The organism is Amycolatopsis sp. NPDC003865, from assembly GCF_053605345.1.
The window spans coordinates 241490-267755 of sequence record NZ_JBSGJA010000012.1 but is presented as its reverse complement, the minus strand read 5'-3'; the positions used below and the strand labels follow the sequence as shown (position 1 = coordinate 267755).

At 71.9% G+C, this 26266-nt stretch carries 27 protein-coding genes; 12 read left to right on the top strand and 15 right to left on the bottom strand.

Features of this window, described 5'->3' with window-relative positions:
- Window positions 1-18 precede the first annotated feature (18 nt).
- From ACWEVP_RS28030 to ACWEVP_RS28020, 3 genes are read right to left on the bottom strand one after another with little or no spacing between them, the layout of a single operon-like run.
- Complete coding sequence (locus ACWEVP_RS28030) at window positions 19-1374, bottom strand: MFS transporter (protein ID WP_452065542.1); 1356 nt, start codon at window positions 1372-1374, stop codon at window positions 19-21.
- Between the two features lie 18 nt (window positions 1375-1392).
- Window positions 1393-2301, bottom strand: coding sequence for an amidohydrolase family protein (locus ACWEVP_RS28025; RefSeq protein WP_452065541.1), 909 nt, complete (start codon window positions 2299-2301; stop codon window positions 1393-1395).
- On the bottom strand, window positions 2298-3323 hold the full coding sequence (locus ACWEVP_RS28020) for an amidohydrolase family protein (protein WP_452065540.1): 1026 nt from the start codon (window positions 3321-3323) through the stop codon (window positions 2298-2300). The genes ACWEVP_RS28025 and ACWEVP_RS28020 overlap by 4 nt, the downstream gene beginning before the upstream one ends.
- Before the next feature lie 202 nt (window positions 3324-3525).
- Between ACWEVP_RS28020 and ACWEVP_RS28015 the strand changes: the two genes are divergently transcribed.
- The gene (locus tag ACWEVP_RS28015) at window positions 3526-4359 is read left to right on the top strand and encodes a hypothetical protein (protein WP_452065539.1); all 834 of its coding nucleotides are present in this window, start codon (window positions 3526-3528) and stop codon (window positions 4357-4359) included.
- Between the two features lie 9 nt (window positions 4360-4368).
- Here the strand turns inward: ACWEVP_RS28015 and ACWEVP_RS28010 are convergent, their stop codons facing one another.
- Together ACWEVP_RS28010 and ACWEVP_RS28005 are read right to left on the bottom strand one after the other, a co-directional pair.
- Window positions 4369-5691: an MFS transporter gene (locus tag ACWEVP_RS28010; protein ID WP_452065538.1), complete on the bottom strand. Its 1323-nt coding sequence runs from the start codon at window positions 5689-5691 to the stop codon at window positions 4369-4371.
- Window positions 5692-5774: 83 nt separating this feature from the next.
- The gene (locus tag ACWEVP_RS28005; RefSeq protein ID WP_452065537.1) at window positions 5775-6551 is read right to left on the bottom strand and encodes a DUF1932 domain-containing protein; all 777 of its coding nucleotides are present in this window, start codon (window positions 6549-6551) and stop codon (window positions 5775-5777) included.
- 93 nt (window positions 6552-6644) lie between these two features.
- Here ACWEVP_RS28005 and ACWEVP_RS28000 point away from each other — a divergent pair, with 93 nt between their 5' ends.
- The 4 genes from ACWEVP_RS28000 (at window position 6645) to ACWEVP_RS27985 (ending at window position 10413) form a co-directional block, all read left to right on the top strand.
- Complete coding sequence (locus ACWEVP_RS28000; RefSeq protein ID WP_452065536.1) at window positions 6645-7322, top strand: GntR family transcriptional regulator; 678 nt, start codon at window positions 6645-6647, stop codon at window positions 7320-7322.
- 403 nt (window positions 7323-7725) lie between these two features.
- Window positions 7726-8430, top strand: coding sequence for a 4-carboxy-4-hydroxy-2-oxoadipate aldolase/oxaloacetate decarboxylase (locus ACWEVP_RS27995; RefSeq protein ID WP_452065535.1), 705 nt, complete (start codon window positions 7726-7728; stop codon window positions 8428-8430).
- Window positions 8427-9446, top strand: a complete 1020-nt coding sequence (locus tag ACWEVP_RS27990; RefSeq protein ID WP_452065534.1) for a 4-oxalomesaconate tautomerase — start codon at window positions 8427-8429, stop codon at window positions 9444-9446. The genes ACWEVP_RS27995 and ACWEVP_RS27990 overlap by 4 nt, the downstream gene beginning before the upstream one ends.
- A 10-nt stretch (window positions 9447-9456) precedes the next feature.
- A complete protein-coding gene (locus ACWEVP_RS27985; RefSeq protein ID WP_452065533.1) occupies window positions 9457-10413 on the top strand; it encodes a catechol 2,3-dioxygenase in 957 nt (318 codons plus the stop codon).
- Here the strand turns inward: ACWEVP_RS27985 and ACWEVP_RS27980 are convergent, their stop codons facing one another.
- From ACWEVP_RS27980 to ACWEVP_RS27970, 3 genes are all read right to left on the bottom strand, one after another.
- Window positions 10414-11436 carry an MAB_1171c family putative transporter gene (locus ACWEVP_RS27980; RefSeq protein ID WP_452065532.1) on the bottom strand — a complete coding sequence of 341 codons (1023 nt, stop codon included), beginning with the start codon at window positions 11434-11436 and terminating at the stop codon, window positions 10414-10416.
- 144 nt (window positions 11437-11580) lie between these two features.
- A complete protein-coding gene (locus ACWEVP_RS27975) occupies window positions 11581-12081 on the bottom strand; it encodes a hypothetical protein (protein WP_452065531.1) in 501 nt (166 codons plus the stop codon).
- Window positions 12078-12515 carry a helix-turn-helix domain-containing protein gene (locus tag ACWEVP_RS27970; RefSeq protein ID WP_452065530.1) on the bottom strand — a complete coding sequence of 146 codons (438 nt, stop codon included), beginning with the start codon at window positions 12513-12515 and terminating at the stop codon, window positions 12078-12080. Before ACWEVP_RS27970 ends, ACWEVP_RS27975 begins: the two co-directional genes overlap by 4 nt.
- A 608-nt stretch (window positions 12516-13123) precedes the next feature.
- Here ACWEVP_RS27970 and ACWEVP_RS27965 point away from each other — a divergent pair.
- Window positions 13124-13987 carry a carbohydrate-binding protein gene (locus ACWEVP_RS27965; RefSeq protein WP_452065529.1) on the top strand — a complete coding sequence of 288 codons (864 nt, stop codon included), beginning with the start codon at window positions 13124-13126 and terminating at the stop codon, window positions 13985-13987.
- Here the strand turns inward: ACWEVP_RS27965 and ACWEVP_RS27960 are convergent.
- From ACWEVP_RS27960 to ACWEVP_RS27950, 3 genes are all read right to left on the bottom strand, one after another.
- Window positions 13977-14942: a LysR family transcriptional regulator gene (locus tag ACWEVP_RS27960; RefSeq protein ID WP_452065528.1), complete on the bottom strand. Its 966-nt coding sequence runs from the start codon at window positions 14940-14942 to the stop codon at window positions 13977-13979. The two genes, ACWEVP_RS27965 and ACWEVP_RS27960, sit on opposite strands and share 11 nt — an antisense overlap.
- Before the next feature lie 167 nt (window positions 14943-15109).
- A complete protein-coding gene (locus ACWEVP_RS27955; protein WP_452065527.1) occupies window positions 15110-16786 on the bottom strand; it encodes an MOSC domain-containing protein in 1677 nt (558 codons plus the stop codon).
- 11 nt (window positions 16787-16797) lie between these two features.
- On the bottom strand, window positions 16798-17322 hold the full coding sequence (locus ACWEVP_RS27950; protein WP_452065526.1) for a CGNR zinc finger domain-containing protein: 525 nt from the start codon (window positions 17320-17322) through the stop codon (window positions 16798-16800).
- A gap of 67 nt (window positions 17323-17389) precedes the next feature.
- Here ACWEVP_RS27950 and ACWEVP_RS27945 point away from each other — a divergent pair, with 67 nt between their 5' ends.
- Genes ACWEVP_RS27945 through ACWEVP_RS27935 form a run of 3 tightly spaced genes read left to right on the top strand, consistent with a single transcriptional unit; the run spans window position 17390 to window position 19398 of the window.
- Window positions 17390-18259 carry a DUF427 domain-containing protein gene (locus ACWEVP_RS27945; protein ID WP_452065525.1) on the top strand — a complete coding sequence of 290 codons (870 nt, stop codon included), beginning with the start codon at window positions 17390-17392 and terminating at the stop codon, window positions 18257-18259.
- A gap of 1 nt (window position 18260) precedes the next feature.
- Entirely contained in the window at window positions 18261-18974 is a 714-nt protein-coding gene (locus ACWEVP_RS27940; RefSeq protein ID WP_452065524.1) for an SDR family oxidoreductase, read from the top strand.
- Window positions 18958-19398, top strand: coding sequence for a VOC family protein (locus tag ACWEVP_RS27935; protein ID WP_452065523.1), 441 nt, complete (start codon window positions 18958-18960; stop codon window positions 19396-19398). Before ACWEVP_RS27940 ends, ACWEVP_RS27935 begins: the two co-directional genes overlap by 17 nt.
- Here the strand turns inward: ACWEVP_RS27935 and ACWEVP_RS27930 are convergent.
- The 4 genes from ACWEVP_RS27930 to ACWEVP_RS27915 form a co-directional block, all read right to left on the bottom strand.
- Window positions 19383-20162 carry a glycoside hydrolase family protein gene (locus ACWEVP_RS27930; RefSeq protein WP_452065604.1) on the bottom strand — a complete coding sequence of 260 codons (780 nt, stop codon included), beginning with the start codon at window positions 20160-20162 and terminating at the stop codon, window positions 19383-19385. The genes ACWEVP_RS27935 and ACWEVP_RS27930 overlap by 16 nt on opposite strands.
- 113 nt (window positions 20163-20275) lie before the next feature.
- Entirely contained in the window at window positions 20276-21268 is a 993-nt protein-coding gene (locus tag ACWEVP_RS27925; RefSeq protein ID WP_452065522.1) for a response regulator transcription factor, read from the bottom strand.
- Between the two features lie 202 nt (window positions 21269-21470).
- Entirely contained in the window at window positions 21471-22196 is a 726-nt protein-coding gene (locus ACWEVP_RS27920; RefSeq protein WP_452065521.1) for an AfsR/SARP family transcriptional regulator, read from the bottom strand.
- A 112-nt stretch (window positions 22197-22308) separates the two neighbouring features.
- A complete protein-coding gene (locus ACWEVP_RS27915; protein ID WP_452065520.1) occupies window positions 22309-22515 on the bottom strand; it encodes a hypothetical protein in 207 nt (68 codons plus the stop codon).
- A gap of 155 nt (window positions 22516-22670) precedes the next feature.
- Here ACWEVP_RS27915 and ACWEVP_RS27910 point away from each other — a divergent pair, with 155 nt between their 5' ends.
- From ACWEVP_RS27910 to ACWEVP_RS27900, 3 genes are read left to right on the top strand one after another with little or no spacing between them, the layout of a single operon-like run.
- Complete coding sequence (locus tag ACWEVP_RS27910) at window positions 22671-23243, top strand: DUF4255 domain-containing protein (protein WP_452065519.1); 573 nt, start codon at window positions 22671-22673, stop codon at window positions 23241-23243.
- Window positions 23240-23977: a carboxypeptidase regulatory-like domain-containing protein gene (locus tag ACWEVP_RS27905; protein WP_452065518.1), complete on the top strand. Its 738-nt coding sequence runs from the start codon at window positions 23240-23242 to the stop codon at window positions 23975-23977. Before ACWEVP_RS27910 ends, ACWEVP_RS27905 begins: the two co-directional genes overlap by 4 nt.
- Window positions 23978-23981: 4 nt before the next feature.
- The gene (locus tag ACWEVP_RS27900; RefSeq protein ID WP_452065517.1) at window positions 23982-26249 is read left to right on the top strand and encodes a phage tail sheath family protein; all 2268 of its coding nucleotides are present in this window, start codon (window positions 23982-23984) and stop codon (window positions 26247-26249) included.
- The last annotated feature ends 17 nt before the right edge of the window (window positions 26250-26266 follow it).

Sequence of the window (26266 nt, the reverse complement as noted above, 5' to 3'; positions counted from 1 at the left end):
CGGCCCCGGTCCGGTGGCTCAGACCCCGGCGGGCTTGGCCGCGGGCGCGCTTCGGAGCCGAGCCGCGCGGGTCTTCGGGCCGAACACCGCCAGCACGACCGCGCCCACCAGCCACGTCCCCGCGATGAACAGGAACACGCTCTGGTAGCCGCTCCCGTTGTACAACGCGGCCACGATCAGCGGCCCCGCCGCGTTGGACAGCCGGCCGAGGCCGTACGACACTCCCGTTCCCAGCGAGCGGCCCCGCGTGTCGAACAGCTCCGGCGAGTACGCGTACCCCAGTGCCGTGTAGCCGCGCTCGAACAGGTTCACCAGGAAGCCGAACACCACGATCAGGACCGGGTTGAACGTCAGCCCGTAGAACAGACCGCACAGCGCGATGACCGTGCCGAACGCGACCAGGCACCACTTGCGCTCGAAGCGGTCCGTCACCAGCGCCGCCAGGTACGAGCCCAGCGGCGCGCCCACCGTCGTCAGCGCCACGTAGAAGACCGACTTCTCGACGCTGAAGCCCTCCTTGGCCAGCAGCGTCGGCGCCCAGCTCGAGTAGCCGAAGAAGCCGATCGTCTGCGTCACCCACAGCACCGTCAGCAGCAACGTCGGCATCAGGTACTTCTTCTGCAGCAGCAACCGCAGCGGTGCCTTGGTCACCGGCGCCTCGTCGACCGGCGGGGCCGGCTCCGGCAGCGGGCCCTTCTCCGCCGCGACGCGCTCTTCGATCTCGCGCAGCACCGCGTCCGCCTTGGCGTGCTCGCCGCGGCTTTCGTACCAGCGCGGGGATTCCTTCAGCTGCCGCGTGAACAGCACCAGCAGCACGCCGAGCGCGCCCCACAGGTACACCAGCCGCCACGACCACGAGCTGATCGGCACCACCGCGCTCGCGATCAGGTTCGTCACCGGCGTGCCGCAGATGCCGATCACGATCGCGTACGCCTGGTACTTGCCGCGGCTCGCCGCCGGGTAGAGCTCGCTGACGTAGATCACCGCGACGACCGTCATCGCCGACAGCCCCGCCGACGTCAGGACGCGGAACACCCCGAGCGACACGATGTCCCAGGAGAACACCGCCGCGAACGAGAAGGCGCCGAACCACACGGTGGTCCACATGAGCGCGTTCTTCCGGCCCCAGCGGTCGGCGAGCTTGCTCGCGATGACCGAGCCGAAGAACATCCCCACGAACGACAGCGAGGTCACGTAGGCGACCTGGTCGACCGTGACGCCCCACAGCTTGATCAGCTTGGGCGCGGTGGTGGCGAAGCTGTTGATGTCCGCGAACTCGAAGAAGTACGCGAACGAGACGGCGAGCAGGGTGAGCTTGTGGAACCGTGAGATCGGCAGCCGGTTCAGCCGGTTGAGCGCGTTGGCGTGCTGCATTGCATGCCCTTCGGGGTTTCAGGCGGTTTCGCCGGGCCAGTAGAGGCGCATCGGGTTGTCGACGAGCAGCTTCCGCCGCAGCTCCCGCGTTTCCGCGATGTGCGGGACGTGGTCGACGAGCAGCCCGTCGTCGGGCATGTGGTTCTTCAGGTTCGGGTGTGGCCAGTCGGTGCCCCACAGCACCCGGTCCGGGAACTCCGTCACGACGCGCCGGGCGAAGGGCACGACGTCGGTGTACGCGTGCCGTTCGCCGTCGAGGGCCGGTGGGCCGGTGACGGTGAGGCGCTCGGGGCAGCTCACCTTCACGTGGACGTCGTTGCGGTCCACGAACTTCAGGAACCGCGAGAACTCCGGGCCGTCGACGGGTTTCGTGACGTCCGGGCGTCCCATGTGGTCGATCACCAGCGGTGCGGGCAGCTCGCCGAAGAAGTCTTCGAGCTCGGGCAGGTCGGCGGCTTCGAAGTAGAGCACCACGTGCCAGCCGAGCGGCGCGATCTTCTTCGCGATGGTGCTCAAGTCCTCTTCGGGCGAGGCGTCGACGAGCCGTTTCACGAAGTTGAACCGCACCCCGCGTACGCCGGCGGCGTCGAGTGCGCGCAGCTGCGCGTCATCGACGTCCGGGCGGACGGTAGCGATCCCGCGGGCCCGGCCGTCCGCCGCTTTCACCGCGTCGACCATGGCCGAGTTGTCGGCGCCGTGGCAGGTGGCCTGCACGATGACGTTCCGCGCGACGCCGAGGTGGTCCCGCAACGCGAAGAGCTGTTCCTTGCTCGCGTCACACGGCGTGTACTTGCGTTCGGGCGCGAAGGGGAACTGGTCCTGCGGGCCGAAGACATGGCAGTGCGCGTCCACAGTGCCCGGTGGGAGCCGGAAGTCCGGAGTGGACGGATGTGCGTACCAGTCCAGCCAGCCGGGTGTCTTGGTCATCGGCCCTGTCCTTTGAGGAGGGTGTCCAGTCGCGGGTAGACGGCGCGGGCGTTGTGTTCGCGGATGGCCGCCCAGTCCTCTTCGGACAGTTTCGCGGCTTCGGCGTACCGGCGCGTGTCGTCGAAGTGGTGGCCGGTGCGGGGGTCGACGCCGCGGACCGCGCCGATCATCTCGGACGCGAACAGGATGTTGCGCGCCGGGACGACGTCGAAGAGCAGGTCCGAGCCGGGCTGGTGGTAGACGCAGGTGTCGAAGAAGACGTTGTTCAGCACGTGGTCTTCCAGCTCGGGCTTGCCCAGCGCCATCGCGAGGCCGCGGAACCGGCCCCAGTGGTAGGGCACCGCGCCGCCGCCGTGCGGGATGATCAGCCGCAGCGTCGGGAAGTCGGTGAACAGGTCGCCCTGCACGAGCTGCATGAACGCGGTCGTGTCGGCGTTGAGGTAGTGCGCGCCGGTGGTGTGGAACGCGGGGTTCACGCTGGTGCTGACGTGCACCATGGCCGGGATGTCGTACTCGACCATCTTTTCGTAGATCGGGTACCACGACCGGTCGGTGAGCGGCGGCGCGGTCCAGTGGCCGCCGCTGGGATCGGGGTTGAGGTTGAGCGCGACGGCGCCGTACTCCTCGACGCAGCGGGTCAGCTCGGGCAGGCAGGTGGCGGGGTCGGCGCCCGGCGACTGGGGGAGCATCGCGGCGGGGGCGAACCGCTCGGGGTAGAGCGCGCTGACGCGGTGGCAGAGCTCGTTGCAGAGTGCGGCCCACGCCCGGGAAGTCTCGAAGTCCCCGATGTGGTGGGCCATGAACGACGCGCGCGGCGAGAAGATCGTGAGGTCGATGCCGCGTTCGTCCATCAGGCGCAGCTGGTTCGGCTCGATCGTTTCGCGCAGTTCGTCGTCGCTGATGCGCAGGTCGGCCGGCCTGGGCGAGGTGGCCTCTCCGGCCAGCGCCGCGATCTGCCGCTCACGCCACGCCGCGAGGGCGGGCGGGGCGGTGGTGTAGTGGCCGTGGCAGTCGATGATCAAGGTGGTTCCTCGTCGCTTCTGGGCTTCGATACTCGCACACTAATCGTCGATGAAATTGTTGACAATATCTACGACGAGATTGATCTGATCGAGATGCTCCGACCGGCCCGACGCGGGCCGGGTCGGCGTGAGAGACTGCGCCCGAACCGCCGGGGGCCGGAGTCGGCGCGCATGGGGGCGGTCAGCCGAGACCGAGGACGCCATGACGAATCCGCAGTACCCCGGGTCGCCGGGGCAGCAGCCGTACCCCGGACCGAGCCAGCAGCCGTATGGCGCGCCTTCCGGTGGTTTCCCGGCTCAGCCGGAGGCGGGGCAGCCGTACCCGGCGCCTTCGGGTGGGTTTCCGGCGCAGCAGGATCCGGCCCAGCCGGGGTATCCCGCGCCTTCGGGTGGTTTCCCGGCTCAGCAGGATCCGGCTCAGCCGGGCTTTCCCGCTCCCTCGGGTGGGTTCCCGGCGCAGCCGTACCCAGCCCAGCAGTCGTATCCGCCGGCCGGCTTCCCCGCGCCGCCCGCGCCCGGCCACCCGTCTTACCCGGGCGGGTTCGCCGCCCAGCCCTACCCGCAGGCGCCCTACCCCGGCTACGGGCTGCAGCCGCCGAAGCCCGGCGGAGCGACCGCGATCATCGCCGGCGTCCTCGCCGTGCTCGGCGGGTTGTTCGCGCTCCTCGGCCTGATCGGCAGTCTCGCCGCGATCGGGAGCCTCGGGTTCGTCCACTGGCTGTTCATCGTCGCCCTGGTCCAGGAAGTGGTCCTCGTGGGCACGCTGATCCCCGGCGGCATCCTCCTGTTCCTGCGCAAGCCGGCGGGCCGGCTGCTCACGATCGTCGGCAGCGGGTTCGCGATCTTCATGGCCATCGCGACCCTCGTGTTCAGCATGGTCGGGTTTGGGTACTACGGCGCCGGGCCGCTCGCCGCGACGTCCATCCTCGGCTTCGCGTTCGTCCTGATCCCCGCGTCGGCGACGCTCGTCCTCGCGATCGTGAAGCCGACCGCGGTCTGGTGCGGCCGGGGCGACGCCGCGTACCCGCCACGCTGACCGGAACGGTCAGGCGGCCGCGGCCCGGTCCGGGGCGGGTGTCGTCGTGAGGGCGCCGTTTCGCCGCACCAGGCTCACCATGGCCGCGCCGAGCACGCCCGCGATCGCGAACACGACGAAGCCCGAAGAGGACAGTCCGCTCGCGACCAGGACGCCGCCCAGCCACGGGCCGAACACCGCGCCCAGCCTGCCGACGCCGGACACCCAGCCGAGCGCCGTGGCCCGGCTGTCGGCGGGGTAGTACGCGCCGACCGCCGCGTAGATCAGCGTCTGCGCGCTGAACAGCCACGCGCCGGTGAGGAACACGACCACGTACGTCACGGCCAGCGGCAGGTGGATCGCCAGTAGCCCGACACCGCACGCGGTCAGCGCGAACCAGACGATCGCGACCGGCCGGGCGCCGAACCGGTCGGCGAGCCGTCCGGCGACGAGCATGCCCGCGATGCCGCCCAGGTTGATCACCAGCAGGAAGCTGATCGCGGAACCGAGGTTGTAGCCGTTGCCGCGCATCATCGTCGGCAGCCAGGTGTTCACGCCGTACACCAGCAGCAGGCCGGCGAACGACGCGATCCAGAACAGCGGTGTCGTCATCCGCACCGACGGCGTGAACAGGCCGCGCAGGCCGCCGCGCCGGTCCTTCGCCGGCTCCGGCGCGAACGTGTCGAGGGAGACCGCGTACTTGTCCGCGATGGCCCGCGCCCGGTCGGTTTGGCCCTTGGCCAGCAGGAACGTCAGCGACTCCGGCAGCAGGAAGACCACCGCCGGCAGCACCACCACGAGCGGCAGCGCGCCGATCCAGTACACCGAGCGCCAGCCCAGCGACTGGACGAGCGTCATCCCCAGCGCGCCGGCCAGTGCCCCGCCGGCCTGGTGGGCCGTCATCACCGTGGTGACGGCGAGGTTCTTCCGCCACGCGGGCGCGTACTCCATGACCATCGCGATCGCCGACGGCAGCAGGCCGCCGAGCCCGACCCCGGCGACGAACCGCGCCGCGCCGAAGAACCCGGCCGACGGCGCGGCGGCGCACGCGGCCGCGGCCAGCGAGAACACGACGACGCCGGTGATGATGATCTTCCGCCGGCCGACGCGGTCGGTGACGATGCCGGAACCGAGCGCCCCGAGCATCATCCCGAACGTCGTCAGGCTGCCGATGGTCCCGCCGGTGACCGCGGTCAGGCCGAAATCCTTGTCGGCCAGCACACCCGGCAGCGTCGCCCCGTAGACGAACAGGTCCAGGCCATCGAGCAGCACGAGGACCCAGCACAACGCGGTCACCCGGATCGACAGCCGGAGCGTGGCGGCGGCCGCGCCGCCGAGTTCTCGTGCGGACATCCTCGTCCCTTTCGTTTCGGGGCGGCGAAGTGTCCGAAGCTACATCGTGTGAGATATTGAACACAAGACTTGCGGCAAGATTGTTAACAATCCTGTGAATCAGCTATGTGCGCGAGCTGGTCGCGGGACGCGCCGGCGACGTCGGCTCGCACGCCCAGCTCGGCCAGCATCTCCGCGGCCGCCGCCATCTCGGCGCTGCGGCGGACGGCGTGCTTGTACGAGCCGCCGACGAGCCGGTCGACGGTGGCCGCGTTCGCCGCGGTGAGCTCGTCGACGACGATCTTGCGCAGCCAGTCTTCGCAGCCCGCGGCGCGCGCGGCGGTCAGCGCTTCGACCACGGCGGCCGACATGCCCTTGAAGAACACGCTGCGCAGCAGCTTGCGCTCGGCGGCGAGCCCGGCCTCACCCGTCATGACCTCGACCGCGGCGCCGAACGGGTTGAGTGAATCGGCGACCACCTCGGCGGCGGCACCGGTGGCGAGCATCGGCACGCGCAGGCCGCGCCCGGGGACCGGTGCCATGATCGCGATGTCGGCGAACGGCACCCCGTTCCCGGCGGCGATGGCGGCGAGCTCGCGCTTGGTGCCGGGGGAAGCGGTGTTCAGGTCGGCCCAGGCGGCGCCGGTCTTCAAGCCGGCCAGCCCGGCTTCGAGCGCGCCGACGGCCGCGTGCGCGCTGTTCACGCTGAGCACCAGGTCGGCGCACTCGGCGGCTTCGGCTTCGGAGCCCGTGGCGACGACCCCTTCAGCGGCGGCGACGGCCGGGTCGTAGCCGCGCACGACGGCCCCGGCGGCGGCCAGATCGCGGGCGAGCGCGCTGCCCGCCTCGCCGAGCCCGAGTACCGCGATGGTTCCGGACATAGCAGAATCCTCTCGACAAGCTACGATCGAGTACACGATGTGCTCGACAAAATTGTCAACAAACGACGGTTCTTCAGCAAACGGAGTCGGGGTATGACGGAAAGTGCTGCGGACGGGCAGCCGGGGGAGCGTTCCGTGGTGGCGGCGGTCCGCGACGCGATCGTCCGCGGCGAGTTCGTGCCCAACCAGCGGCTGGTGGAGGCGGACCTGTCCGACCGGTTCGCCGCGAGCCGCGCGACGGTGCGCGCGGCGCTGATCGAGCTGACCAACGAAGGGCTCGTCGAACGCGTGCAGAACCGGGGTGCCCGGGTGCGCGCGGTATCGCTGGAAGAGGCCGTCGAGATTTCCGAGGTCCGGATGATGCTGGAGTCGCTGTGCGCGGCGAAGGCGGCGGAACGCGTTTCCGATGCGGAGATCAACGAGCTGGAAGAACTCGGCGAGCTGATGCAGCAGGCGGTGGCGGCCGGCGACGTGGTCGGGTATTCGGGTCTCAACCAGCGGCTGCACCGCCGGGTTCGCGAGATCAGCGGCCAGCGCACGGCGGCGCAGGTGCTGGAGCGGCTGCGCGGGCAGAGCGTGCGCCACCAGTTCCGGCTGGCGATGCGGCCGGGCCGGCCGCAGGTGTCGTTGCCGGAGCACCTGGCGATCATCGACGCGATCTGCGCGCACCGCCCGGAGCGGGCGGCGGAAGCGGCGCGGGTGCACTTGGAAAGCGTGATCGAGGCGCTCAAGGCCGCTGATGCCGCGGAGGTTGCGCACCTGCGCCCGTGAGGGTGGTGCGGTGGCGGCAGTGGTTGCGCCGCGGGGGTGCGCACCTGCGCCCCGTGAGGGTGGCGCGGTGGCGAGAGTGGATGCGCCGCGAAGGTTGTGCACTTGGGGCTGTGAGGCGAGCGCGGTGGGGACGGCGGTTGCGCCGCGGGGGTTGCGCCGTTGTGGCCGTGAGGGTGGCGCAGTAGCGAGAGTTGTTGCGCCGCCGGGTTGCGCACTTGGGGCTGCGAGGCGAGCGCCGTAGCGCCGCGGGGGTTGCGCACCTGCGCCCGTGAGTGCGGCGCGAGCGGCCACTGCGGTTGTGCCGCGGCGGTCTTCGCCTGCTCTCGCCGAGTCACGAAGCCTCCTTCAACGCTGGCGCCAAGATTGTTGACAATTTCGTCTACCGAACCGTACCGTAGCCGGTATGAAGCCCGTCATCGTCACCGATCCGCCGCGTGCCGACCTCGCGCAGGTCGCGCAACTGGCCGATTACGGCGTCGCCACCGTTCACGAGGCGCTCGGGCGCTCCGGGCTGCTCGGGCCCGATCTGCGCCCGATCCAGGACGGCGTGCGGATCGGTGGCACCGCTGTCACCGCGCTCTGCTGGCCCGGGGACAACCTCATGATCCACGCCGCCGTCGAGCAGTGCCGCGAAGGCGACGTCCTCGTCGTCACCACCACCTCGCCCTGCCGCGACGGGCTCTTCGGTGAGCTCTTCGCCACCGCGCTGCGGTACCGGGGCGTGAAAGGCCTGGTCATCACCACCGGCGTCCGCGACGTCGCCGACCTGCGCGCCCTCGAGTTTCCCGTCTGGTCGGCCGCCGTCAGCGCGCAGGGCACCGTCAAGGCGACCGCCGGCGCCGTCAACGTCCCGATCGTCGTCGGCGGGCAGGTGATCCGCCCGGGCGATGCCATTATCGCCGACGACGACGGTGTCCTGCGCGTGCGCCGCGAGGATGTCCACATCGGACTCGAAGCGTCGCAGGCCCGGCTGGAAAAGGAAGCCGCCGCACGGGAAGCGTTCGCCCAGGGGCAGCTCGGGCTGGACCGCTACGGGCTGCGCGCGAAGCTCGAGGCCCTCGGGGTCCGGTACCTGACCGCCGAGGAGTACGAGAAGGAGCAGGCATGACCGGCGTGCGCTGCATGCTCATGCGCGGCGGCACCTCCAAAGGCGCGTACTTCCTCGCCGAGGACCTCCCCACCGACCCGGAAGCCCGCGACGACCTCCTGATGCGGATCATGGGCACCCCCGACCCGCGCCAGATCGACGGCCTCGGCGGGGCCCAGCCGGTCACCAGCAAGGTCGCCATCGTGTCCAAAGCGGACGGACCCGACCACGACGTCGACTACCTGTTCCTGCAGCTCGGCGTCGAAGAACCGACCGTCTCCGACCGGCAGACCTGCGGCAACCTCCTGGCCGGCGTCGGGCAGTTCGCCGTCGAACGCGGGCTCGTGCCCGCCGGCCCGGACCGCACGACCGTGCGCGTGCGGCTGGTCAACACCGGCACCATCGCCGTCTCGACCTTCGCCACGCCCGGCGGCGCCGTCGACTACGGCGGCGACACGGCCATTTCCGGCGTGCCCGGCACCGCGGCGCCCGTCGAGCTGGACTTCACCGAGACCGAAGGGTCGGTCTGCGGCAGCCTGCTGCCCACCGGCAACGTCCGCGACGACATCGGCGGCATCGCGGTCACCTGCGTGGACAACGGGATGCCGGTCGTCGTGGCCCGCGCCGAGGACCTCGGCGAGGAACCGGGACTCGCCGACCGGATCGACGCCCTGCGGATCGAAGCGGGGAAGCTGATGGGCCTCGGCGACGTCCGCGGATCCTCGGTCCCGAAGACGACGCTCGTTTCCGCGCCCCGCGCCGGCGGTGCCATCGCCACCCGCACGTTCATCCCGGTCAAGCAGCACCCGTCGATCGGCGTGCTCGGCGGGGTCAGCGTGGTGACGGCGTTGCTGCTCGAGGGTGCCGTGGGGGCGGAACTCCTTCGCAGGCCGGCGGCCGGCGAGCCCGTCCAGATCGAGCACCCGAGCGGCAAGCTCGCCGTGGCGATCGAGTTCGAAGACTCCCGCGTCCGCCGGTCGACCGTAATCCGCACCGCGCGGAAGCTGTTCGACGGCACCGTTTTCCCGCGTCCTTGAGGAGCTGTCGATGCCCGATCCCTCGCCGCGCCACGAAATCGCGCACCTCGGCCACGTCGAGCTGCTGACGCCGGAGCCGGAGAAGAGCCTGGACTTCTTCGTCCGCGTGCTCGGCCTGACCGAGAACGGCACCGACGGCGACTCCGTCTACCTGCGCACCTGGGACGACTACGAGCACCACAGCCTGAAGCTCACCGCGGCGAAGACGTCCGGGGTCGGGCGGACGGCGTTGCGCGCTTCCAGCGAAGATGCCCTCAAGCGGCGCGTCGTCGCCCTCGAAGAGCGCGGGCTCGGCGTCGGCTGGGTCGACGGCGACACCGGCATCGGCGCGACCTACCTGTTCCGTGACCCGGACGGCCACGAGCTCGAGATCTACTGGGAAACCGAGCGCTACCAGCCGCCCGAGCACCTGCGGCCCGCGTTGAAGAACCAGGCGCAGGCGTACCCCGGACGCGGGGTGGGCGTCCGGCGCCTCGACCACGTCAACTACCTCGCGCGCGAGGCCGAGGTCAACGGCCGGTTCATCTGCGACGCGCTGGGTGGCCGTGTCACCGAACAGATCCAGCTCGACAACGGCGTGATTTCGGGGCAGTGGACGCACTTCGCGCAGAAGTCGTACGACCTCGTGTACACGAACGACTGGACGAAGTCGAGCGGCCGGCTGCACCACATCGCGTTCGCCACCGACACGCGCGAGGACATCCTGCGCGCGGCCGACATCGCGCTCGACAACGACGTCCACATCGAGACCGGGCCGCACAAGCACGCGATCCAGCAGACGTTCTTCCTCTACCTCTACGAGCCCGGAGGCAACCGGATCGAGCTGTGCAACCCGACCGGGCGGCTGATCTTCGCGCCGGACTGGGAACCGGTCACCTGGACCGAGGCTGAGCGCGCGAAGGGGCAGGCGTGGGGGTTGAAGACGATCGGGTCGTTCCACACGCACGGGACGCCGCCGGTGGCGTGATCAGCGCGTGAGCTGCCGGTAGGCGTCGGAGACGCGGCAGAGGTACTCGGTGTCGCTGACGAGGTCCCGTCCACCGTGGACGGCCGGATCGGCCGCACGCGGTGGCGCGCCCTCTTCGCGGGCGTGCAGGGCGGCGGCGATCTCGGCGGCTTCCTGCTGTTCGCCGGTGCCGGATCCGGTGCGGTAGGGGCGAATGGCGAGCAGGCCGTCGCGGATCTCGATGACGCGCCGGTAGAGGTGCAGCCGCGTCGGGAACAGCGTCGTGCGCGGTGGTTCGAGCGCGATCGCGGGCTCGGCGCGGTAGAGGGCGAGCCAGAGCGGGGCGAGCCTGCGGTACTGGCGGTGGCGGCGCAGCCAGCCGGCCGCCGCGGGCACGCCGACGCCGACGAGCACGAGCACGTGCGCCGCGGTCGGAAGTGCCTTGCTCAGCAGGAAACCCCGGCCGTAGTCGAAGGTGAAGGGCGCGCGGGCGGTGACGGCGATGACGGTCCGGATCACCATGTAGGCGGCCGCGGCGACCACCCCGGCGACGACCAGGCCGAGGCCGGCGCGCACGACGCGGTCGGCGGTGCGGCGGGCGTCCTGCAGGCACAGCACCGCGATGACCGCGAATTCGGGCAGCAGCGCGACCGCGTAGGCGATGCAGTACTCCATGACGAACGGCGACTGCGGCATCATGTTCGGCGCCAGCGCGAAGAACGTGATCATCACGGCGCCGCCGGTGGCGGCCCAGGCGCTGTGGCGGTGGGCGCTTTCGCGGAGCCCGTGCACGGTGAGGAGGAGCTGGGCGCCGGCCCAGACCGCACCGACCATGGCGAGGTGGGCGACGAGCAGTTCGACGTTGGTGGCGCCGAGCTGGCGGGTGAGGGCGCGGACGGCGGGGGTGAGCGCGGTCTGGGAGACGGCGAGGCCGAGCACGCAGAACCGCACGAGCCGGCGGCCGGGAGTGGGGCTGGGCCGCAGCCAGAGCAGGAGGGCCCAGGCCAGGACGGCGGGCCCGTAGCGGCGGACGAGTTCACCCACACGAGCCTCGCTTTGCCGAGGCGGTGGCGCGGAAGGTCGGCGCCGCCGCGCCTCGGGAACTCTTCACTTCACCCACGCGAGCCTCGCTTCGCCGAGGCGGTGGCGCGGAAGATCGGCGCCGCCGCCTCTCGGGAACTCCGCACCTCACCCACGGTCGCCGCCGTCCTCCAGCGCCGAGCGCAGGCGGTCCGCCGCCGAGTCGCCCCGCGGGGCGAACCCCGTGTGCTGGCCCAGCATCGAGGCGAACAGCTCCGCCTCCCGCTCCTCCTCGCTCGAGTACCCCGCGCGCCCCAGTACCCGCCGGACCATCGCCGGGTCCAGGTTCGGGAGCAGCACGTGCGCCTGCTCGGCCGGGGTGAGCGTCGCCGGGTAGTGGTCGCACAGCAGGTGACCGATCTCGTGCAGCACGATGTGGTCCTGGTGCGGGGGGCTCGTGTGCCTCTCGTACGCGATCAGGTCCGTCGTCGCGGTCGCGATCCACAGGCCGCACACCTCCGACAGCCCGGGCAGGGGCAGCAGCCGGATCGGGCGGCCGCGCCGCTCGCCCAGCGCCGCGCACAGCGTCCGCACGTCGAACCGGGGCGGCAGGTTCAGGTCCCGCAGCACCTCGGCGTACCGCTTCCGCAGCCGGCGCCGCGAGGTCATCGTTCGGCGTCGCTCGCCGGTTCGGGCAGGCCCTCGAGCTCGCGCACCCGGTCGACCATGTCGCTGATCGCTTCGAGGCTCTTCGCCGACAACCCGCGTGCGCGAAGGGCGATCTGCCGGACCGGGGCGTCCCGTAGCGCGCTGAGCAACGTCAGTTCCGCGTCGATGCGCTCGGCTTCCGCGTCGTCGAAGAAGTACGCGGGGGGCACGCCGAAGAACCCGGCGAGCGCTTCGAGGTGGCGCTTGGTCGGGTTGTCGCGCAGACCCTTGCGCAGCTGCCACAGGTAGGTGGCCGAGATCGTGGGGCCGCCCTGCGCGCGGATGGATTCGGCGACTTCGTCGAAGGTGTACTCGGCACCGTCGGCGGGGCGCACGACCCCGAACAGGTGATTCAGCTTCGCCGCCAGTGTCCCCGCGGCGATCTCCTCCGGCATGGCGCGAGTCTACCGTTGACCTCCTCACCCACGTCAGTTTACGATCGCGGCCGAGTTCACCAACTGATGTGAATGGGCGAGGGGGCGGTTCACATTCCGAGGAAGCACCCGAGGACGACGACAACCGGACGGCTGGCCGTGGTGGGGGCCGCCGCGCTGCTCTACGCCCACTGCATCGGAGGCGCCGGCTGCCCTGCGGGGCAGCGAACCTGAACCTCCGACGACCCCGTGGCGCTCGCCGCCGTCACGACACCTGCGTGCGGAACGGCACCCCTGCTGCACCTGACTCGTATAACGGTCTATACGACGCTGCTCGGCCGAGCCGAACCCGTCGCGCTGACGCGCGTGGTCGCGATCGAGCGGCAGGGGCCGGGCACGTGCGGCGGAACCAGCCGGTGACCGGCCGGCCCCGCGCGGAAACCGGCACGTTCGTCGATCGGTGAGCCGGACGGCGGCATAACACCGGCGCCGCGCGGAATCGCATACCCGCAGCGACCGGCCGCGATCCCGGTCGCCCGACGAAAGTCGGTGCCACACAACGGAAACCGCGGCTTAGCCTCCGAATCCCGCGGGCGGCCCTCGTCCGCCGAGGACGAGGAGACGCGCCGATGCGGAAACTGCTTGCCGTTCTGTGCTGTGCCGTCGTGGCCACGACCGCCGCGGCCACGACCGCCGTGGCCGGGCCGGCGTCCGCCGCGGGGACCGTGCCCGGCCTCACCGGCGCCGCCGCGAAGGCCGCCGCCGGGCCCATGGCCGACCGGTTCCTCCAGCTGCGGCGGGGAAGCGCCGCCGCGCAGCGGCACACCTTCTGGGGCCCGGAACCCCAGCTCGCCACCAGCGCGGACGGGCTGGTCGTCACCCAGAGCGTCACGCCGTCGCTGCGCATCTCGAACCGCAACGACGTGGTCTACGCGCCCACGATGAAGCCCACCGGGCACTCGTGCGTCGAGGTCGTCACCGCCTACGGCCTCGGCGAGGCGGCGCAGGTCTGGGCGTGGGACTGGTGCCGCTCGGTGGCGCCGGCCAAGGTCGTGCCGATCGACAGCGCTTTCCTCGCCACCTACACCAGCACCGTCGACGGGCACCCCGCCTACACCGTGCAGGAGGTCCGGACCAACGCGACGGCCAACACCTGGACGGCTTCCCTGCGCAACGTGAAAACCGGAGCGTGGGACACGTTGTTCACCCAGAGCGGCGGCGACCAGAGCTCGCTGGACGAAGGCTGGGACATCTTCGAGCTGTACTCGACGCGCAATCCCGCGACGGGCAACGCGTACTACTGCTCCGACGCCCGCGGCGCGGTCTTCGAGTCCAGCTCGCTGCAGCTGCGCGTCGCCGGGCACTGGGTGAACGCGTCGCCGACGAACTCGCCGCTGCGCCCGACCGCGAACCCGCGGCCGGCCGACTACGACTGCTCGACGTTGCGCTTCGAAGTCCCGGCGCCGAACAGCACCTGGCGGGTCACCGTGTGAGCAGCAGCTCGCGGCCGCGTTCGTGCCACCAGGTGTCGAACGCGGCGCTGCAGCCGAGCCGGCCGGCGTAGCTCGCGACGACGGCGGCGTGGATCTCCTCGGCGTGCGCCGCGACCGGGGTGCCCGGCCGGAAGCACAACCGCAGCTCCTGCCACAGCGGCGCGCCTTCGATCGCGCGCACGGCGACGCTCGCGGGCCGGTCTTCGCGGGTCGCCAGCGCCGGCGCGACCGCCATGCCCGCGCGGACGAGGTCCAGCAGCGTCGCCAGGCACTGCGGCCGGTGCGGCTGGTCGAGTGCGACGCCGTGGCGGCGGCAGACGCGCTGCAGATACGCCGACCACCGCGTCGTGCCCGGCGGGTCGTCCGCCCACGGGTGCTCGCCGAGGCCGGCGAAGGGCACTTCCCGCGTACCGGCGAGCGGGTGGTCGGGGGCGAGGATCACGAACACCGGTTCGCGGGGGTGGACCACGAGGGTCTCGACGCCCTCGGGCACCACGGGATCGGGCAGCGGCGGCAGGTAGACGAGCGCCAGGTCGAGGGCGCCGGTGGCGAGCCGGTGCAGGGTGGCCGTCTCGTCCTGGTCCTCGTGGACGCTCACGCCGTGGCTCCACGGCTGGTCACGCAGCCAGCGCGACACGGCGAGGTGCAGGAAGCCGCAGTACCCGCCGACGCGCAGCGGCCCGGTGGGCGCGCGCCGCTCGCCGAGCCGCTCGGTCAGCGCGGACACGCCGGCGAGCACGGTCCGCGCGTCGGCGACGACGTCCGCGCCGAGCCGGGTGGGCACGCAGCCGGTGGGGGAGCGGACGAACAGCGGCCCGCCGACGGACCGTTCGACGCGGCGCAGGAGCCCGGACAGCGCGGGCTGCGAGACGTGCAGCACGCGGGCGGCGCGGGTGAGGCTGCGCGTGTCGGCCACGGTCACGAGCGCGCGCAGGTGGCGCAGTTCCAGGTCCACGACGCCTCCCGGTGCCCGCTCGGCTGGATCCACTGTAAGGCCGGTGATCACCGGGATCATCCGACCTGAGTCGGGCGGTCGGCGGGTGGCGACCCGAATCGACAAATCGGCCCGGCCGTCCGGCCCGGCGATGGCGCCCACGCTCCCGGCAGCGACCTCCGCCGCCCTCACAGGTCCAGGACGACGTCCTCGCGCGGCCGCGAGCAGCAGACGAGTGCTTCGCCCGCCGCCGGGGGTTCGAGGGGCTCGGGGGCGTACTCGACACCGCCCGACAGCACCGGCGTGGCGCAGGTGTGGCAGACGCCGGTCCGGCACGACCAGCGCGTCGGCACGTCGCACGCCTCCGCGAACTCCAGCAGGCTCGGGTACCGCTCGCTCCACGGCACGGTGATCCCGCTGCGGGCGAACGTCACCGCGGGTCCGGTCCCGGCCTCGCCCGCCGGCGCGTGCGGGTTCTTGCGGACCACACCCGTCAGGCCCGGGTTGATCGCCGGCACGCCGCCGAACAGTTCACTGTGGACGCGGGCCGCGTCGAAGCCCAGGGACACCAGGGCTTCCCGCATCGCCGTCATGAACGCGTCCGGGCCGCACAGGTACGCGGTGCCGTCGGCGGGAAGCTCCAAAGCGGACAGTGCGGCGAGTGTCAGGCGACCGCTTTCCGCCGAGTGGAAGACGTGCTCGCGGGCGTGGGGCAGGCTCGCCACCAGCCGGTGCGCCTCGGCCGCGAACGCCTGCTCGGCGGCCGACCGGGCGATGTGCACCCACCGGACCTCCCGCGGGCTCCGGCGGGCCGCGAGCGCGTGCAGCATCGCCAAGACCGGCGTCACGCCGATGCCCGCCGACAGCAGCACCACCGGCCGGTCTTCGTCGGCCAGGACGAAGTCGCCGCGCGGCGCCGCGACGTCCACCACCGCGCCGGGCGCCAGCTTCTCGTGGAGGTAGCTGCTGACCACGCCGTCGCGCTTGACGCTGATGCGGTACTCGCGGTCCGACGGCGCCGCCGACAGCGAGTAGCTGCGGACCGGTGCGGGGTCGCCGGCGCCGGGGACGCGCAGCGTGAGGTACTGGCCCGGTTCGGGCCGGGGGAGCGGCTCCCCGTCGCCGGCGGTCAGGCGGATCGACGTGACCGTCGTGCTCTCGGGCACCACGCCGGCCACGCGCATCGGCCGGAAGCCGCGCCACCCGCCCGGCGCGGGCGCGGGCGGTGCCGCGAGCAGGTCGCGGAACGACGCTTGCCAGCCGGGGCTCAGCGCCGGGATGTCGACGGCCTTGCGGAGCGTGTCCCGGTCGTGGCCGGGCAGGTAGAGCAGCGCGTCGACGTCCGCGACGCTCAGTTCGTGGCGGCCGGTCCGGGTGCGGACGATCTCGTCGCCCGCCTGGACGTGGCCTTCGGTGATGACGCGCAGGTAGAAGCCGGGCCGGTGGTGCGCGACCAGCAGCGACGGCATCCGCGGCTCGCCCAGGCGCAGGCCGACGCGGAAGCAGGTGACCCGCGGCTGGGTGACCTCGAACTCGGCCTCGCCGATCCGGTACCGGTCGCCGATGTGCACCTCGTCGTCGGGCAGGCCGTCGACGGTGAAGTTCTCGCCGAACTGGCCGTCTTCGAGGTCGTCCCGGCCGAGGAACCGCCGCCAGTGTTCGTAGGACTGGCGCTGGTAGACGAGCACGGCGCGGTTCTCGCCGCCGTGACCGCCCAGGTCGCCCTGGCCGTCGCCGTCGACGTTGAGCCGGCGGACCATCCGGCGGCCCTCGACCGGGTACTTGAAGATTCCCGTGTGGACGGTCCGCCCCTCCCAGGGCACGTCCCGCGGCATCCCGACGTTCAGTGACACCAACCGGGCCATGGTCGTCTCCTTCAGTCCGCCGCGGTGCGGGAGCGCCGGTAGTGGCGCCGGGCCTTCATGCGGTTGCCGCACACGGCCATCGAACACCAGCGGGCGCTGTTGGGCTTGCTGTGGTCGATCAGGAACAGCCGGCACTCCGGGTTGGCGCACGGGCGCAGCCGGCCGGGGCTCGACTTGGCGAGCGCGTCCCAGGCGAGGACGGCCCGCGCGGCGGCGGACCGGCCGGCCGGGACGTCGAGGACCCACTCGACGCCCTCGTCGCCGAAGGCCGCCCGGTAGCCCGCGCCGTCGACGAACCGGGCGGCGGAGGCCGGGACGTCCTGGCCCCGCACGATTCCCTGCAGCACGGTTCGCGCCTCGAGCAGCGCGCGGTGCTCGTCGCCGGTGGCCGGCTGCCCGTGGGCGCCGAGCCATTCCCGGGCCGCCCCTGGATCGGCCAGGTCGTCCGCGGGGACGCCGTCGCGCACCGGGGTCGTGTTGAGCAGGTCCAGGAGCAGCGTCTCGTCGGTCATCTCCGGCCTAACCTCCAAACTCATGCTTGACAGGTTACAGTACCGGTGCTTGCATGTCTAACCATCAAACTCAATTAGAAAGGTTAGAGCGATGGGACTGGCCTGGCAGCAAGGACCACTGGCCACGCGGTCGGTGGGGCACTTCCTGGTCGAACAGCCGCTGCCCGAACGGCTGCTGTTCGCCGAGCCGCTGCGGCGGCGGATGCGCGTGCGGTTCGGCGGGGAGTGGGTGGCCGACAGCGAGGACGTCGTCCTGCTGCACGAGCCCGGCCGCTACCCGGTGGCGTACTTCCCGCTCGCCGACGTCCGCGAGGACGTGCTCGCGCCCGAGAACCGGACGACGACGCACCGCGAACTCGGCCCCACCGAGTGGTTCACCGTCCGCGCGGGGGAGCGGGAGACGGCGCGCGCGGCCTGGCGGTACACCGGCCTCCCCGGCCACGCGGACGTCCTGCGCGACCGCGTCGCCTTCGCGTGGCGGGCGATGGACGCCTTCTACGAGGAGGACGAGCGGATCGTCGGGCACGCGGCCGACCCGTACCACCGCATCGACCTCCGCCAGACCTCACGCCGGCTCGTCGTGCGCGACGGCGACCGCGTCGTCGCCGACACCCGGCGCCCGGTCGTGCTCTACGAATCCGGCTTCGCGCCCCGTTGGTACGTGCCGCGCGAGGACATCGACCTGGCGGCGCTGACGCCGGTCGAGGGCGAGACGTTCTGCCCGTACAAGGGGCTGGCCGGGTACTTCGACATCGGCGCCGGCAGGCGCGCGGCCTGGTCGTACCCGCAGGCGTGGCCCGAGGTCGGGCGCGTGTCCGGCTTCGTGTCCTTCGAGCCCGACGTCGTCGACGTGACCCTCGACGGCCGCAAGCTCGCCCTCGAACCGGGCCAGACGGTCACCCCGCACGGCATCGACCGCGGCCTGGACCCCGACGAGCTGCTGACCCGGAAGGGCGACTGAGATGACCACCTTGAAGGACCGCACAGTGCTGGTCGTCGGCCGCGGCAGCGGCATCGCCCGCGCGGTGACGCTCGCCGTCCGGGACGCCGGGGGGAGCGTCGTGGTCGCCGGGCGCGACGAAGCCGCCTTGGCCGCCGCCTACGACGACCCGGGCGTCACGGCGGCCGCCGTCGACCTGACCGACGAAGCCTCCGTCGCCGCGCTCGCCGGGCGGCTCGGCCGGGTCGACCACGTCGTCTCGACGGCGTCGGCCCGGGCGCGCGGCGCGGTGGGCGAGCTCGCCCACGACGTCGTGCTCCGGTCGTTCGACGTCAAGGTGCTCGGTCCGCTGCTGCTGGCCAAGCACTTCGCGCCCCGGCTGCCCGCGGACGGCTCGTTCGTGTTCTTCTCCGGTTCGTCGGCGCGCAAGCCGGCCGCGGGCATGCTCGCCGTCGGCGCCACGAACGCCGCGGTCGACGCGCTGACCCGCGGGCTCGCGGTGGAGCTGGCGCCGATCCGGGTGAACGCGATCTCGCCCGGCACGATCGACACGGGCGCCTACGACGCGCTCGGGGCCGGGAAGAAGGCCGAGCTGTTCGCCGCTCGCGCCGCCACCAGCCCGGCGCGGCGGGTCGGCCGGCCCGAAGAGATCGCCGAAGCCGTCGTCTTCGCGCTCGGCAGCACTTTCCTGACCGGGGTCTCGCTCGGGGTCGACGGGGGTGAACCCCTTGTCTGAGTTCAGCTTGGAAGTCCTCACCCTGCCGGTCGCCGACGTCGACCGGGCGGTGCGGTTCTACACCGAGCAGGTGGGCTTCGGTCTCGACGTCGACTACGCACCGAACGAGGGCTTCCGGGTCGTCCAGCTGACGCCGCCCGGGTCGGCGGCGTCGGTCCAGCTCGGCGTCGGCCTGACCGACGCGGTCCCCGGCTCGGCGCGGGAGCACTACCTCGTGGTCGCCGACATCGTGGCGGCGCACGGGAAACTGGCCGCACGCGGTGTCCCGGTGAGCGGGGTGCGGCACAAGAAGTCCGTGGACTGGCAGGGGGACTTCGCCTCCGGCGTCGACCCGGACCGGCGCGACTACGCCAGCTTCTTCGGCTTCGCCGACCCGGACGGCAACACCTGGACCGTCCAGGAACGCGGTCACCGCGCCCGGTAGGCGACGCCGCTCGCGTTCGGGGTCGTCCCCGAGTACAGCCCGGTCGGCGACGTCGAGGTCGACAGCGAGAACCACGCGTACCGCTCGACGTAGGACTGCCCTTCCAGCATCGCCGTGGAGCGGGTGACGAAATCCGCCTGCTGCGCGGACGACGGGTAGCGCGGGGCCGAGCCGGAGAAATCGATCAGCGCGTACTCGGTCAGCCAGACCGGGAGGTGGTAGCGGTCGTGCACCTTCTGCAGGTACGACTGCAGCTGCCCGGTCGCCGCCGTCGAGAAGTCGCCGCCGTACCAGTGCAGCGGGATGAAGTCGACGCGGTAGCCGCGCGCCGCCGCGCCGCTCATGAACCGGTCCAGCCAGCCGCCCGCGACGTCGCCGCCGTACGCCACCGCGGGCGCGCCCAGCCGCATCCCGGTGGACTGCAGCCGCGGCCACAGGTCGAGCGCCGTCTCGACGGACATGCTCGCCTGGCCCGCCAGATCGGGTTCGTTGAACGCCAGCAGGGTGCTGCCCGCCGCCTTCGCGCGGTCGAGCTGGTCCTGCGTGACCGAGTCCCGGCCCCAGATCATCGGCACGAACTCGGTGCCGGACGGCACGGCGATGCCCTGCGGATCGGCGGCCCAGGTGTAGAACCAGCGCGCCCCCACGTCCTTGAGCGCGGTGGCGGCGCCGGCGTACGGGTTGGCGCTGACGCCCTTCTTGCCGGTGGCCGCGGCCGCGGGGACGGCGAAGGCGAGCAGGACGACGGCGACGATGGCGAGCATCTTCTTCACGAGCCGCTCCTCGGTCGACGGGACGTCCTGGATAACTCCCGGCGCGCCCGGGCGGCAAGATCGCGGCCGTATCCGGGGTACGCGGGGGAACCGGCCGTGCCCGATCAGCGAGCCAGGTGCTTGCGGACGTCGTCGGCCACCGCGGCCCGGCCGCTCATCCGGTACTTGGCCAGGATGTTGCGCACGTGCGTCTTGACGGTGTGCGGGCTGATGCCCAGCTCGCGGGCGATCCGCTCGTTCGGCAGGCCGCTGCCGAGCAGGACCGCGACCCCCTGCTCGGCGGCGGTGAGCGACCGGAACCGTTCCTCGGGGCCGTTGTCGATGTTGAGCGTCAGCTCGACGAGGTCCGACTGGAGCTGCTGGCAGTCGGTGACGATGCGCCCCAAGGCCTCGCGCAGCGCGCCCGCGTCCGGGGTTTCGAGCGCGTCCTGGGCCCGCTGCCGGACGTCGGCCACCCGGGACGAGAGGAACTCGACGATGTGGTCGGCGGTGACCACCGGCGGTGCCCCGGCGACGTCGGCGGGCAGCCGGCGCAGCGCGTCGAGGTTCTCGGCTTCCGCCGTCAGCACGCGGGCGACCAGGTCGGCCAGCCACTCGAACGCGCGGACCGAGTTGTCGTCGAAGGTGTCCGGCCGGTAGCTCTGCATGGACATCATGCCGAACACCACCGGCTCGCCCGCGCGGCCGCGGCGGAACAGCGGGGTGGTGACGGCGTCGGCGGACATCCGGCTGGTGTCGCCCGAGGCGACGCCGGCGTTGAGGGCGGCGCCGTTGTCGTACTGCATCCGGTAGGTCTGGCGGTGCTTCAGCAGCCAGGCGGCCTGGCCGTGCGGCCCGTAGATGTGCGACGCCGGGTCGGTGTACATGCCACCGTCGTAGCCGTACGGGTAGCGGACGCGGTTCGCGCCGTGGAAGAAGCCGATGTAGAAGTGGTCCAGGGGCACGATCTTGCTCATCACGGCCCGGGCGTAGTCGTAGAGGCCGTAGTGGTCGCTGCGGTAGTTCGCGTCGATCTTGTGGAACGCCTCCCGCAGGATCAGCGTCGTCTCGGCGTCGACCCGCAGCCGGGCCGGCGCGTCCGCGCGATGAGGTTCCACGCCGATTCCCCTCACCCCGCGAGCGATGGAACCGCGGCCGCCGCGCTGCGACCGTGGACGGGTTCCGACGATCGACGACAGGAGTGCCGTGGAGACCCATTCAATGCGAATCCCACACACGCCGAGCCGATTCCCTGCGAATTCGCCGTGAATCGACGACCGGCCTGACCAGAATGACGTTCGCCCATTCCCGGAATCACGTTCAGTGCACGGGCAGGTGCGGAAGCAGGTCGCGGAGGGACTCCGACGGTTCCAGTCCCAGCTCCTCGCGCAACGTTCCCCGGCACTGCTCGTACTGGTGCTGGGCCGCCGCGCGGTTGCCGGCCGCGAGGTGGGCGTCGATCAGCACGCGGTGTGCGCTCTCCCGCAACGGTTCCGCGCGCACCGCGGCCAGGCCGGCCGCGACCGCTTCGCCGTGGCGGCCCGCCGTGGTGAGCCGTTTCGCCATGGCCTCCAACGCGTACAGCCGCAACTGGTGGTACTGCTCCTGCTCGATGAGCACCCACTCGTTGTCCGACCACTCGGGGAGCAGGTCGGCCGAAAGATCGTCGCGGGTCTGGCGGTTGAGGATGTCGTCGCACCCGCACGACTTGTCGAGCAGCCGGTGCGCGCGGACGACGGCGTCGTGGATGTCGACGCTGATGTTGCCCGCCAGCGCCATTTCGTGCACCGACGCGTCGATGACCTGGTGCCCGCTGCGCGACGCCCGCCACAGTGACGAGCGCAGGTTCGCGTTGGCGCGGCTCGTGGTCGCCTCCGGCCAGAGCGTTCTCGCCACGTAGGTGCGCGTGCGCGGGCGGTCCTGCAGCGCGAGGAACGCGAGCAGCCGCTGCGCGCTGAACGACAACGCCACCGGGTCGTCTTCCACGAGCAGCGTGAACCCTTTCAGCAGCCGCAATGTCACGATCTGTGTCACGTCAGTGCGCATCGGCTCCCCAACCTACGCCCGCCACCGATCGGATCGACCTCACCGCACAGCAATTCGCGACCCGTGTGGGAAATGTTACGCGAATTATCGGACGGGTGGCGTCAACAGGGCGTCACGGAAACGTCATCGGGCCTGATCCGAGCTCGTCGAGCCAGCTTTGCACGGCCGCGAGCACCGCTTCGGCCGACGTCACCGCAAGCGGTTTCGCCTCGGCCGTGCCGACGGTGGAGAGGATGCGTACGCGCAGTTCGCCGGGCCGGCCGCCTTCCAGCCAGGCACGAAGGACCATGCTGCCGGACCGTTCTTCGGGAGCCTCCACCGACGCAGGATGCGCGCCGGCCTGTCACCGCCGCGTCGCCGCCGCGTCAACGTCCGGGTCGGGAACGCGGTGGTGACGCTCGCGCGACGCGCGGATCGCGGTCCCGCCACGCCACCCCTGCGATGCTGCGCCGCGGCAGGCAGGGGAGGACCGGCATGGGTGATTTCGGTGTCGTCGCCGACGTTTCGACGATCATCGTGGAACGGCTCACCGAAGCGCTGCGCACCCTGGACCCGGTCGAGCCGCCGAGGGCGCAGCTGAGCGACCTCGAAGACCGCCCGAGCAGCGCGACGCTCACGGTGTTCCTGTACGAGATCGCCGAAGACCCGACCTCGCGCAACCGGCCACCGGTCCGGTCGCTGCCGCCGGCCGCGCCCACGAGCCGCAAGCCGCCGATGGCGCTGCTGCTGCGGTACCTGATCACGCCGTGGGGTGGCAGCCAGGAGACCCAGCACCAGATGATCGGCCGGGCGCTGCAGGTGTTCTACGACGACGCGATCTGGGCGGGCGAGGAGCTGACCGGCAGCATGGCCGGCACCACCGAGGCGCTGCAGTTCACGCTGACCCCGCTGACGCTCGACCAGAAGTCGTGGATCTGGTACGCGATCCAGAAGCCCTACCGGCTGTCGCTGAACTACGAAGTCCGGGTCGTGAACCTCGACTCCCTCGACGTTTCCGAGCTGAAGCTCGTGCGCAGCCGGACGATCACCGGGGCGCCGCTGCCATGACCCGCTTCCGCCCCGTCGAGACCTCCGTCCTGCACAGCCCGGCGTGGTTCGTGCCCTTCGACGAGTTCGCCCAGCGCCCGCGGGCCGCCGGCGTCGGTACCGAGCTGGACCGCTTCGACCCGGACGGGAACGTCTGGGTACCGCAGGACACCGTGGCGATCCGCACGCCGAGCGCCGCGATCGCCTACCCCGAGCTGGGCCGGCGCCGGGGCCCCGGCGCGCAGCCCGAGCGGTTCCGCGTCCGGTTCGGCGCCAGCGGGCTCGTGCCGCTGTACCCGGCCGACGGCGAGGACTTCGACGCGGCCGTGGCCGGGGTCGAGTTCGTCGCCGTCCCGTACGACGACACCACGCCGCCGGCCGCGGACAGCGAGCCGCGGGTGGTGCGGCTGCTGCCGGGCGTCGCGTTCCCGTACGCACCCGGCGTCCGCACGGTGCACGGCGTCGTCGTCGACGCGGTCACCAAGGGGCCGGTCGCCAACGCGCTCGTCGAGGCCCGGGGCGTCACGAGCCGCGACGGGATCGCGTGGCTGGAGCGGACGCTGACCGACGCGGCGGGGGCGTTCCGGCTCGCGCTGCGCTGGGAAGGCGAGCCGGTCGCCGGGCCGCCGCCCGTGCAGGTCTTCCACCTCACCGCCACCGAGCGGCCGGGGCGGACCGGCGCACTCGACGTCCGGTTGCCCACCGAACGGGACGTCCGGCACGTCATCCCCATCGTCGAGAGTCAGAGGAGCTGAAACCATGCCCGAGTACCTGAGCCCCGGCGTCTACGTCGAGGAGGTCGACGCGGGGCCGCGGCCGATCGCGGGGGTGAGCACCAGCACGGCGGGCATGGTCGGGGTCACCCAGCGCGGCCCGACCGACGGCAAACCCAAGCTGGTCAACAACTTCCTGGAGTTCCAGACGACCTTCGGCGGGTTCCTGCCCGAGCCGGACCCGGCGATCCGGGACGCCTGGGCGAACAACCCCGCCGAAGGCGGCCGCTGGTGGCTGTTCCCGCTGGCGGTCAAGGGCTTCTTCGACAACGGCGGCCAGCGCCTCTACGTCAAGCGGGTCGCCGCCGCCGGTGCCGAGGCCGCGTCCGGCACCGTCGGCTCCGGCCTGGTCAGCGCGATCACCCAGGACGCCGCGGCCGGGGCCACCGCCCTGCAGCTCGCGCACGTCGTCGGGTTCACCGGAACGGACGAGCTGACCGTCTTCCGCGGCAGCGACAACGTCCAGATCGGCACCGCGACGATCACCGCGTACAACGCCGCCACCGGCCGCGTCGCGCTCGGCGCCCCGCTGACGGCGGAGGTCAAGGCGGCGCGCGGGGACTACGTGCAGAAGGGCGACCGCGTCGACACGCCGAGCCTGCGGTTTTCCGCGTCGAGCCCCGGCTCGTGGGGAAAGGCGGTCCAGGTGCGGATCCAGCCGTCGGTGAGCGCCTCGCTGCCGGTGCTGCCCGACCCGAACGAGGGGCCGCTGTTCATCACCGCCCTGGCCGCCGACGCCGACCGGGACGCCGCGTCCATCGAGGTGAACGCCGTGCCCGGGCTCGACCCGGGCCCGCTGCCCGACGACGTCTGGATCCTGATCAACAACCGGCGGTTCCCGGTCACCGTCGCGCAGCCGGCCGGCGGGAAGGTGACGCTCACCTTCCCGGACGGCACCACGCACGCGCCGTGGCAGGCCGGTCTCACCGTGCGCCGGGCGCGCCTGGCCAATGCCGGCGCCGGCCCGCAGCTGCGGATCAGCGGTTCCGGACGGCTGTACGAGGGCGCGGTCACCCAGCTCGACACCGGCGACCGGCTGACCACCCTGAACGTGGTGTCGGTGGGGCCGGACGACGTCGTCACGTTCGACGCCGACACCCCGGAGCAGGTGTTCGAGACCGCGCGCCTCCGGCTGGTCGAGTCCACTGTGGACACCCGGTTCACCGACCCGGGCGGCGGCTCGGTGACCGAGACGTTCCGCAACCTGCGGCTGACCGGCGACGCGCCCGGCAGCGTGGTGGGCACCCTGGCGAGCCAGTCGCGGCTGGTGCGGGCCACCACACTCGGCGGCATCAGCACCGATCCCGCGAAGTTCCCCGCACCCGGGTCCGGCTCGTGGCTGAGCCTGGCCGACGAGGGTGACGACGCCTTCGACGGGCTCACGGTCGCCGACTTCGTCGGCACCGACGGCGGGAGCGGCAAGCGCACGGGCATCGTGGCACTGGAGGACATCGACGAGATCGCGATCTGCGCGGTGCCCGGCGTGTGGGCAGGCACCGTCGAATCGGCGCTGGTCACCCACTGCGAGCAGCTCAAGGACCGTTTCGCCGTCCTCGACCCGCAGGACGGCCTCGACATCGAAGGCATCCAGGCGTTCCGGGAGCCGTTCGACACCAAGTACGCGGCGCTGTACTACCCGTGGCTGGTCGTCAACGACCCTTCGACGAACCAGTTCGTCGAAGCGCCGCCGTCCGGGCACATCATCGGCATCTACGCCCGCACCGACGTCGAGCGGGGCGTGCACAAGGCGCCCGCCAACGCCGTCATCCGCGGCATCCGGCTGACCGACGGCATCGCCCAGGACGTCACCAAGCGGCACCAGGACGTGCTGAACCCACGCGGCATCAACGCGCTGCGCTTCTTCCCCGGCCTCGGCCAGCGGGTCTGGGGCGCGCGCACGCTGTCCTCGGACACCTCGTGGAAGTACGTCAACGTGCGCCGGCTCTTCCTGTTCCTCGAAGAGTCGATCGACGAGGGCACGCAGTGGGTCGTGTTCGAGCCGAACGACGAATCGCTGTGGGCACTGGTGCGCCAGACCGTCGCGAACTTCCTCACCACCGTCTGGCGCGGCGGGGCGCTCGCCGGCACCACCGCGGACGAGGCGTTCTTCGTCCAGTGCGACCGCTCCACGATGACCGACGACGACATCGCGAACGGCAGGCTCATCTGCGTGATCGGGGTGGCGCCCGTGTTCCCGGCGGAGTTCGTGATCTTCCGGATCCAGCAGAAGACCCGCGAGCCCCAGCTCGTCTGACCACTGAAAGGCAAGGG

Bases quoted from the DNA above. Each gene is read 5' to 3' on its own strand.
- ACWEVP_RS27905 (WP_452065518.1), top strand. From the start codon at position 23,240: ATGACCCGCTTCCGCCCCGTCGAGACCTCCGTCCTGCACAGCCCGGCG.
- ACWEVP_RS28005 (WP_452065537.1), bottom strand. From the start codon at position 6,551: ATGTCCGGAACCATCGCGGTACTCGGGCTCGGCGAGGCGGGCAGCGCG.
- ACWEVP_RS27965 (WP_452065529.1), top strand. From the start codon at position 13,124: ATGCGGAAACTGCTTGCCGTTCTGTGCTGTGCCGTCGTGGCCACGACC.
- ACWEVP_RS27900 (WP_452065517.1), top strand. From the start codon at position 23,982: ATGCCCGAGTACCTGAGCCCCGGCGTCTACGTCGAGGAGGTCGACGCG.
- ACWEVP_RS28030 (WP_452065542.1), bottom strand. From the start codon at position 1,374: ATGCAGCACGCCAACGCGCTCAACCGGCTGAACCGGCTGCCGATCTCA.
- ACWEVP_RS28015 (WP_452065539.1), top strand. From the start codon at position 3,526: ATGACGAATCCGCAGTACCCCGGGTCGCCGGGGCAGCAGCCGTACCCC.
- ACWEVP_RS27995 (WP_452065535.1), top strand. From the start codon at position 7,726: ATGAAGCCCGTCATCGTCACCGATCCGCCGCGTGCCGACCTCGCGCAG.
- ACWEVP_RS27975 (WP_452065531.1), bottom strand. From the start codon at position 12,081: ATGACCTCGCGGCGCCGGCTGCGGAAGCGGTACGCCGAGGTGCTGCGG.
- ACWEVP_RS28025 (WP_452065541.1), bottom strand. From the start codon at position 2,301: ATGACCAAGACACCCGGCTGGCTGGACTGGTACGCACATCCGTCCACT.
- ACWEVP_RS27910 (WP_452065519.1), top strand. From the start codon at position 22,671: ATGGGTGATTTCGGTGTCGTCGCCGACGTTTCGACGATCATCGTGGAA.
- ACWEVP_RS27985 (WP_452065533.1), top strand. From the start codon at position 9,457: ATGCCCGATCCCTCGCCGCGCCACGAAATCGCGCACCTCGGCCACGTC.
- ACWEVP_RS27945 (WP_452065525.1), top strand. From the start codon at position 17,390: ATGGGACTGGCCTGGCAGCAAGGACCACTGGCCACGCGGTCGGTGGGG.
- ACWEVP_RS27970 (WP_452065530.1), bottom strand. From the start codon at position 12,515: ATGCCGGAGGAGATCGCCGCGGGGACACTGGCGGCGAAGCTGAATCAC.
- ACWEVP_RS27990 (WP_452065534.1), top strand. From the start codon at position 8,427: ATGACCGGCGTGCGCTGCATGCTCATGCGCGGCGGCACCTCCAAAGGC.
- ACWEVP_RS27920 (WP_452065521.1), bottom strand. From the start codon at position 22,196: ATGCGCACTGACGTGACACAGATCGTGACATTGCGGCTGCTGAAAGGG.
- ACWEVP_RS27950 (WP_452065526.1), bottom strand. From the start codon at position 17,322: ATGAGTTTGGAGGTTAGGCCGGAGATGACCGACGAGACGCTGCTCCTG.
- ACWEVP_RS28010 (WP_452065538.1), bottom strand. From the start codon at position 5,691: ATGTCCGCACGAGAACTCGGCGGCGCGGCCGCCGCCACGCTCCGGCTG.
- ACWEVP_RS27940 (WP_452065524.1), top strand. From the start codon at position 18,261: ATGACCACCTTGAAGGACCGCACAGTGCTGGTCGTCGGCCGCGGCAGC.
- ACWEVP_RS27955 (WP_452065527.1), bottom strand. From the start codon at position 16,786: ATGGCCCGGTTGGTGTCACTGAACGTCGGGATGCCGCGGGACGTGCCC.
- ACWEVP_RS27930 (WP_452065604.1), bottom strand. From the start codon at position 20,162: ATGCTCGCCATCGTCGCCGTCGTCCTGCTCGCCTTCGCCGTCCCCGCG.
- ACWEVP_RS28000 (WP_452065536.1), top strand. From the start codon at position 6,645: ATGACGGAAAGTGCTGCGGACGGGCAGCCGGGGGAGCGTTCCGTGGTG.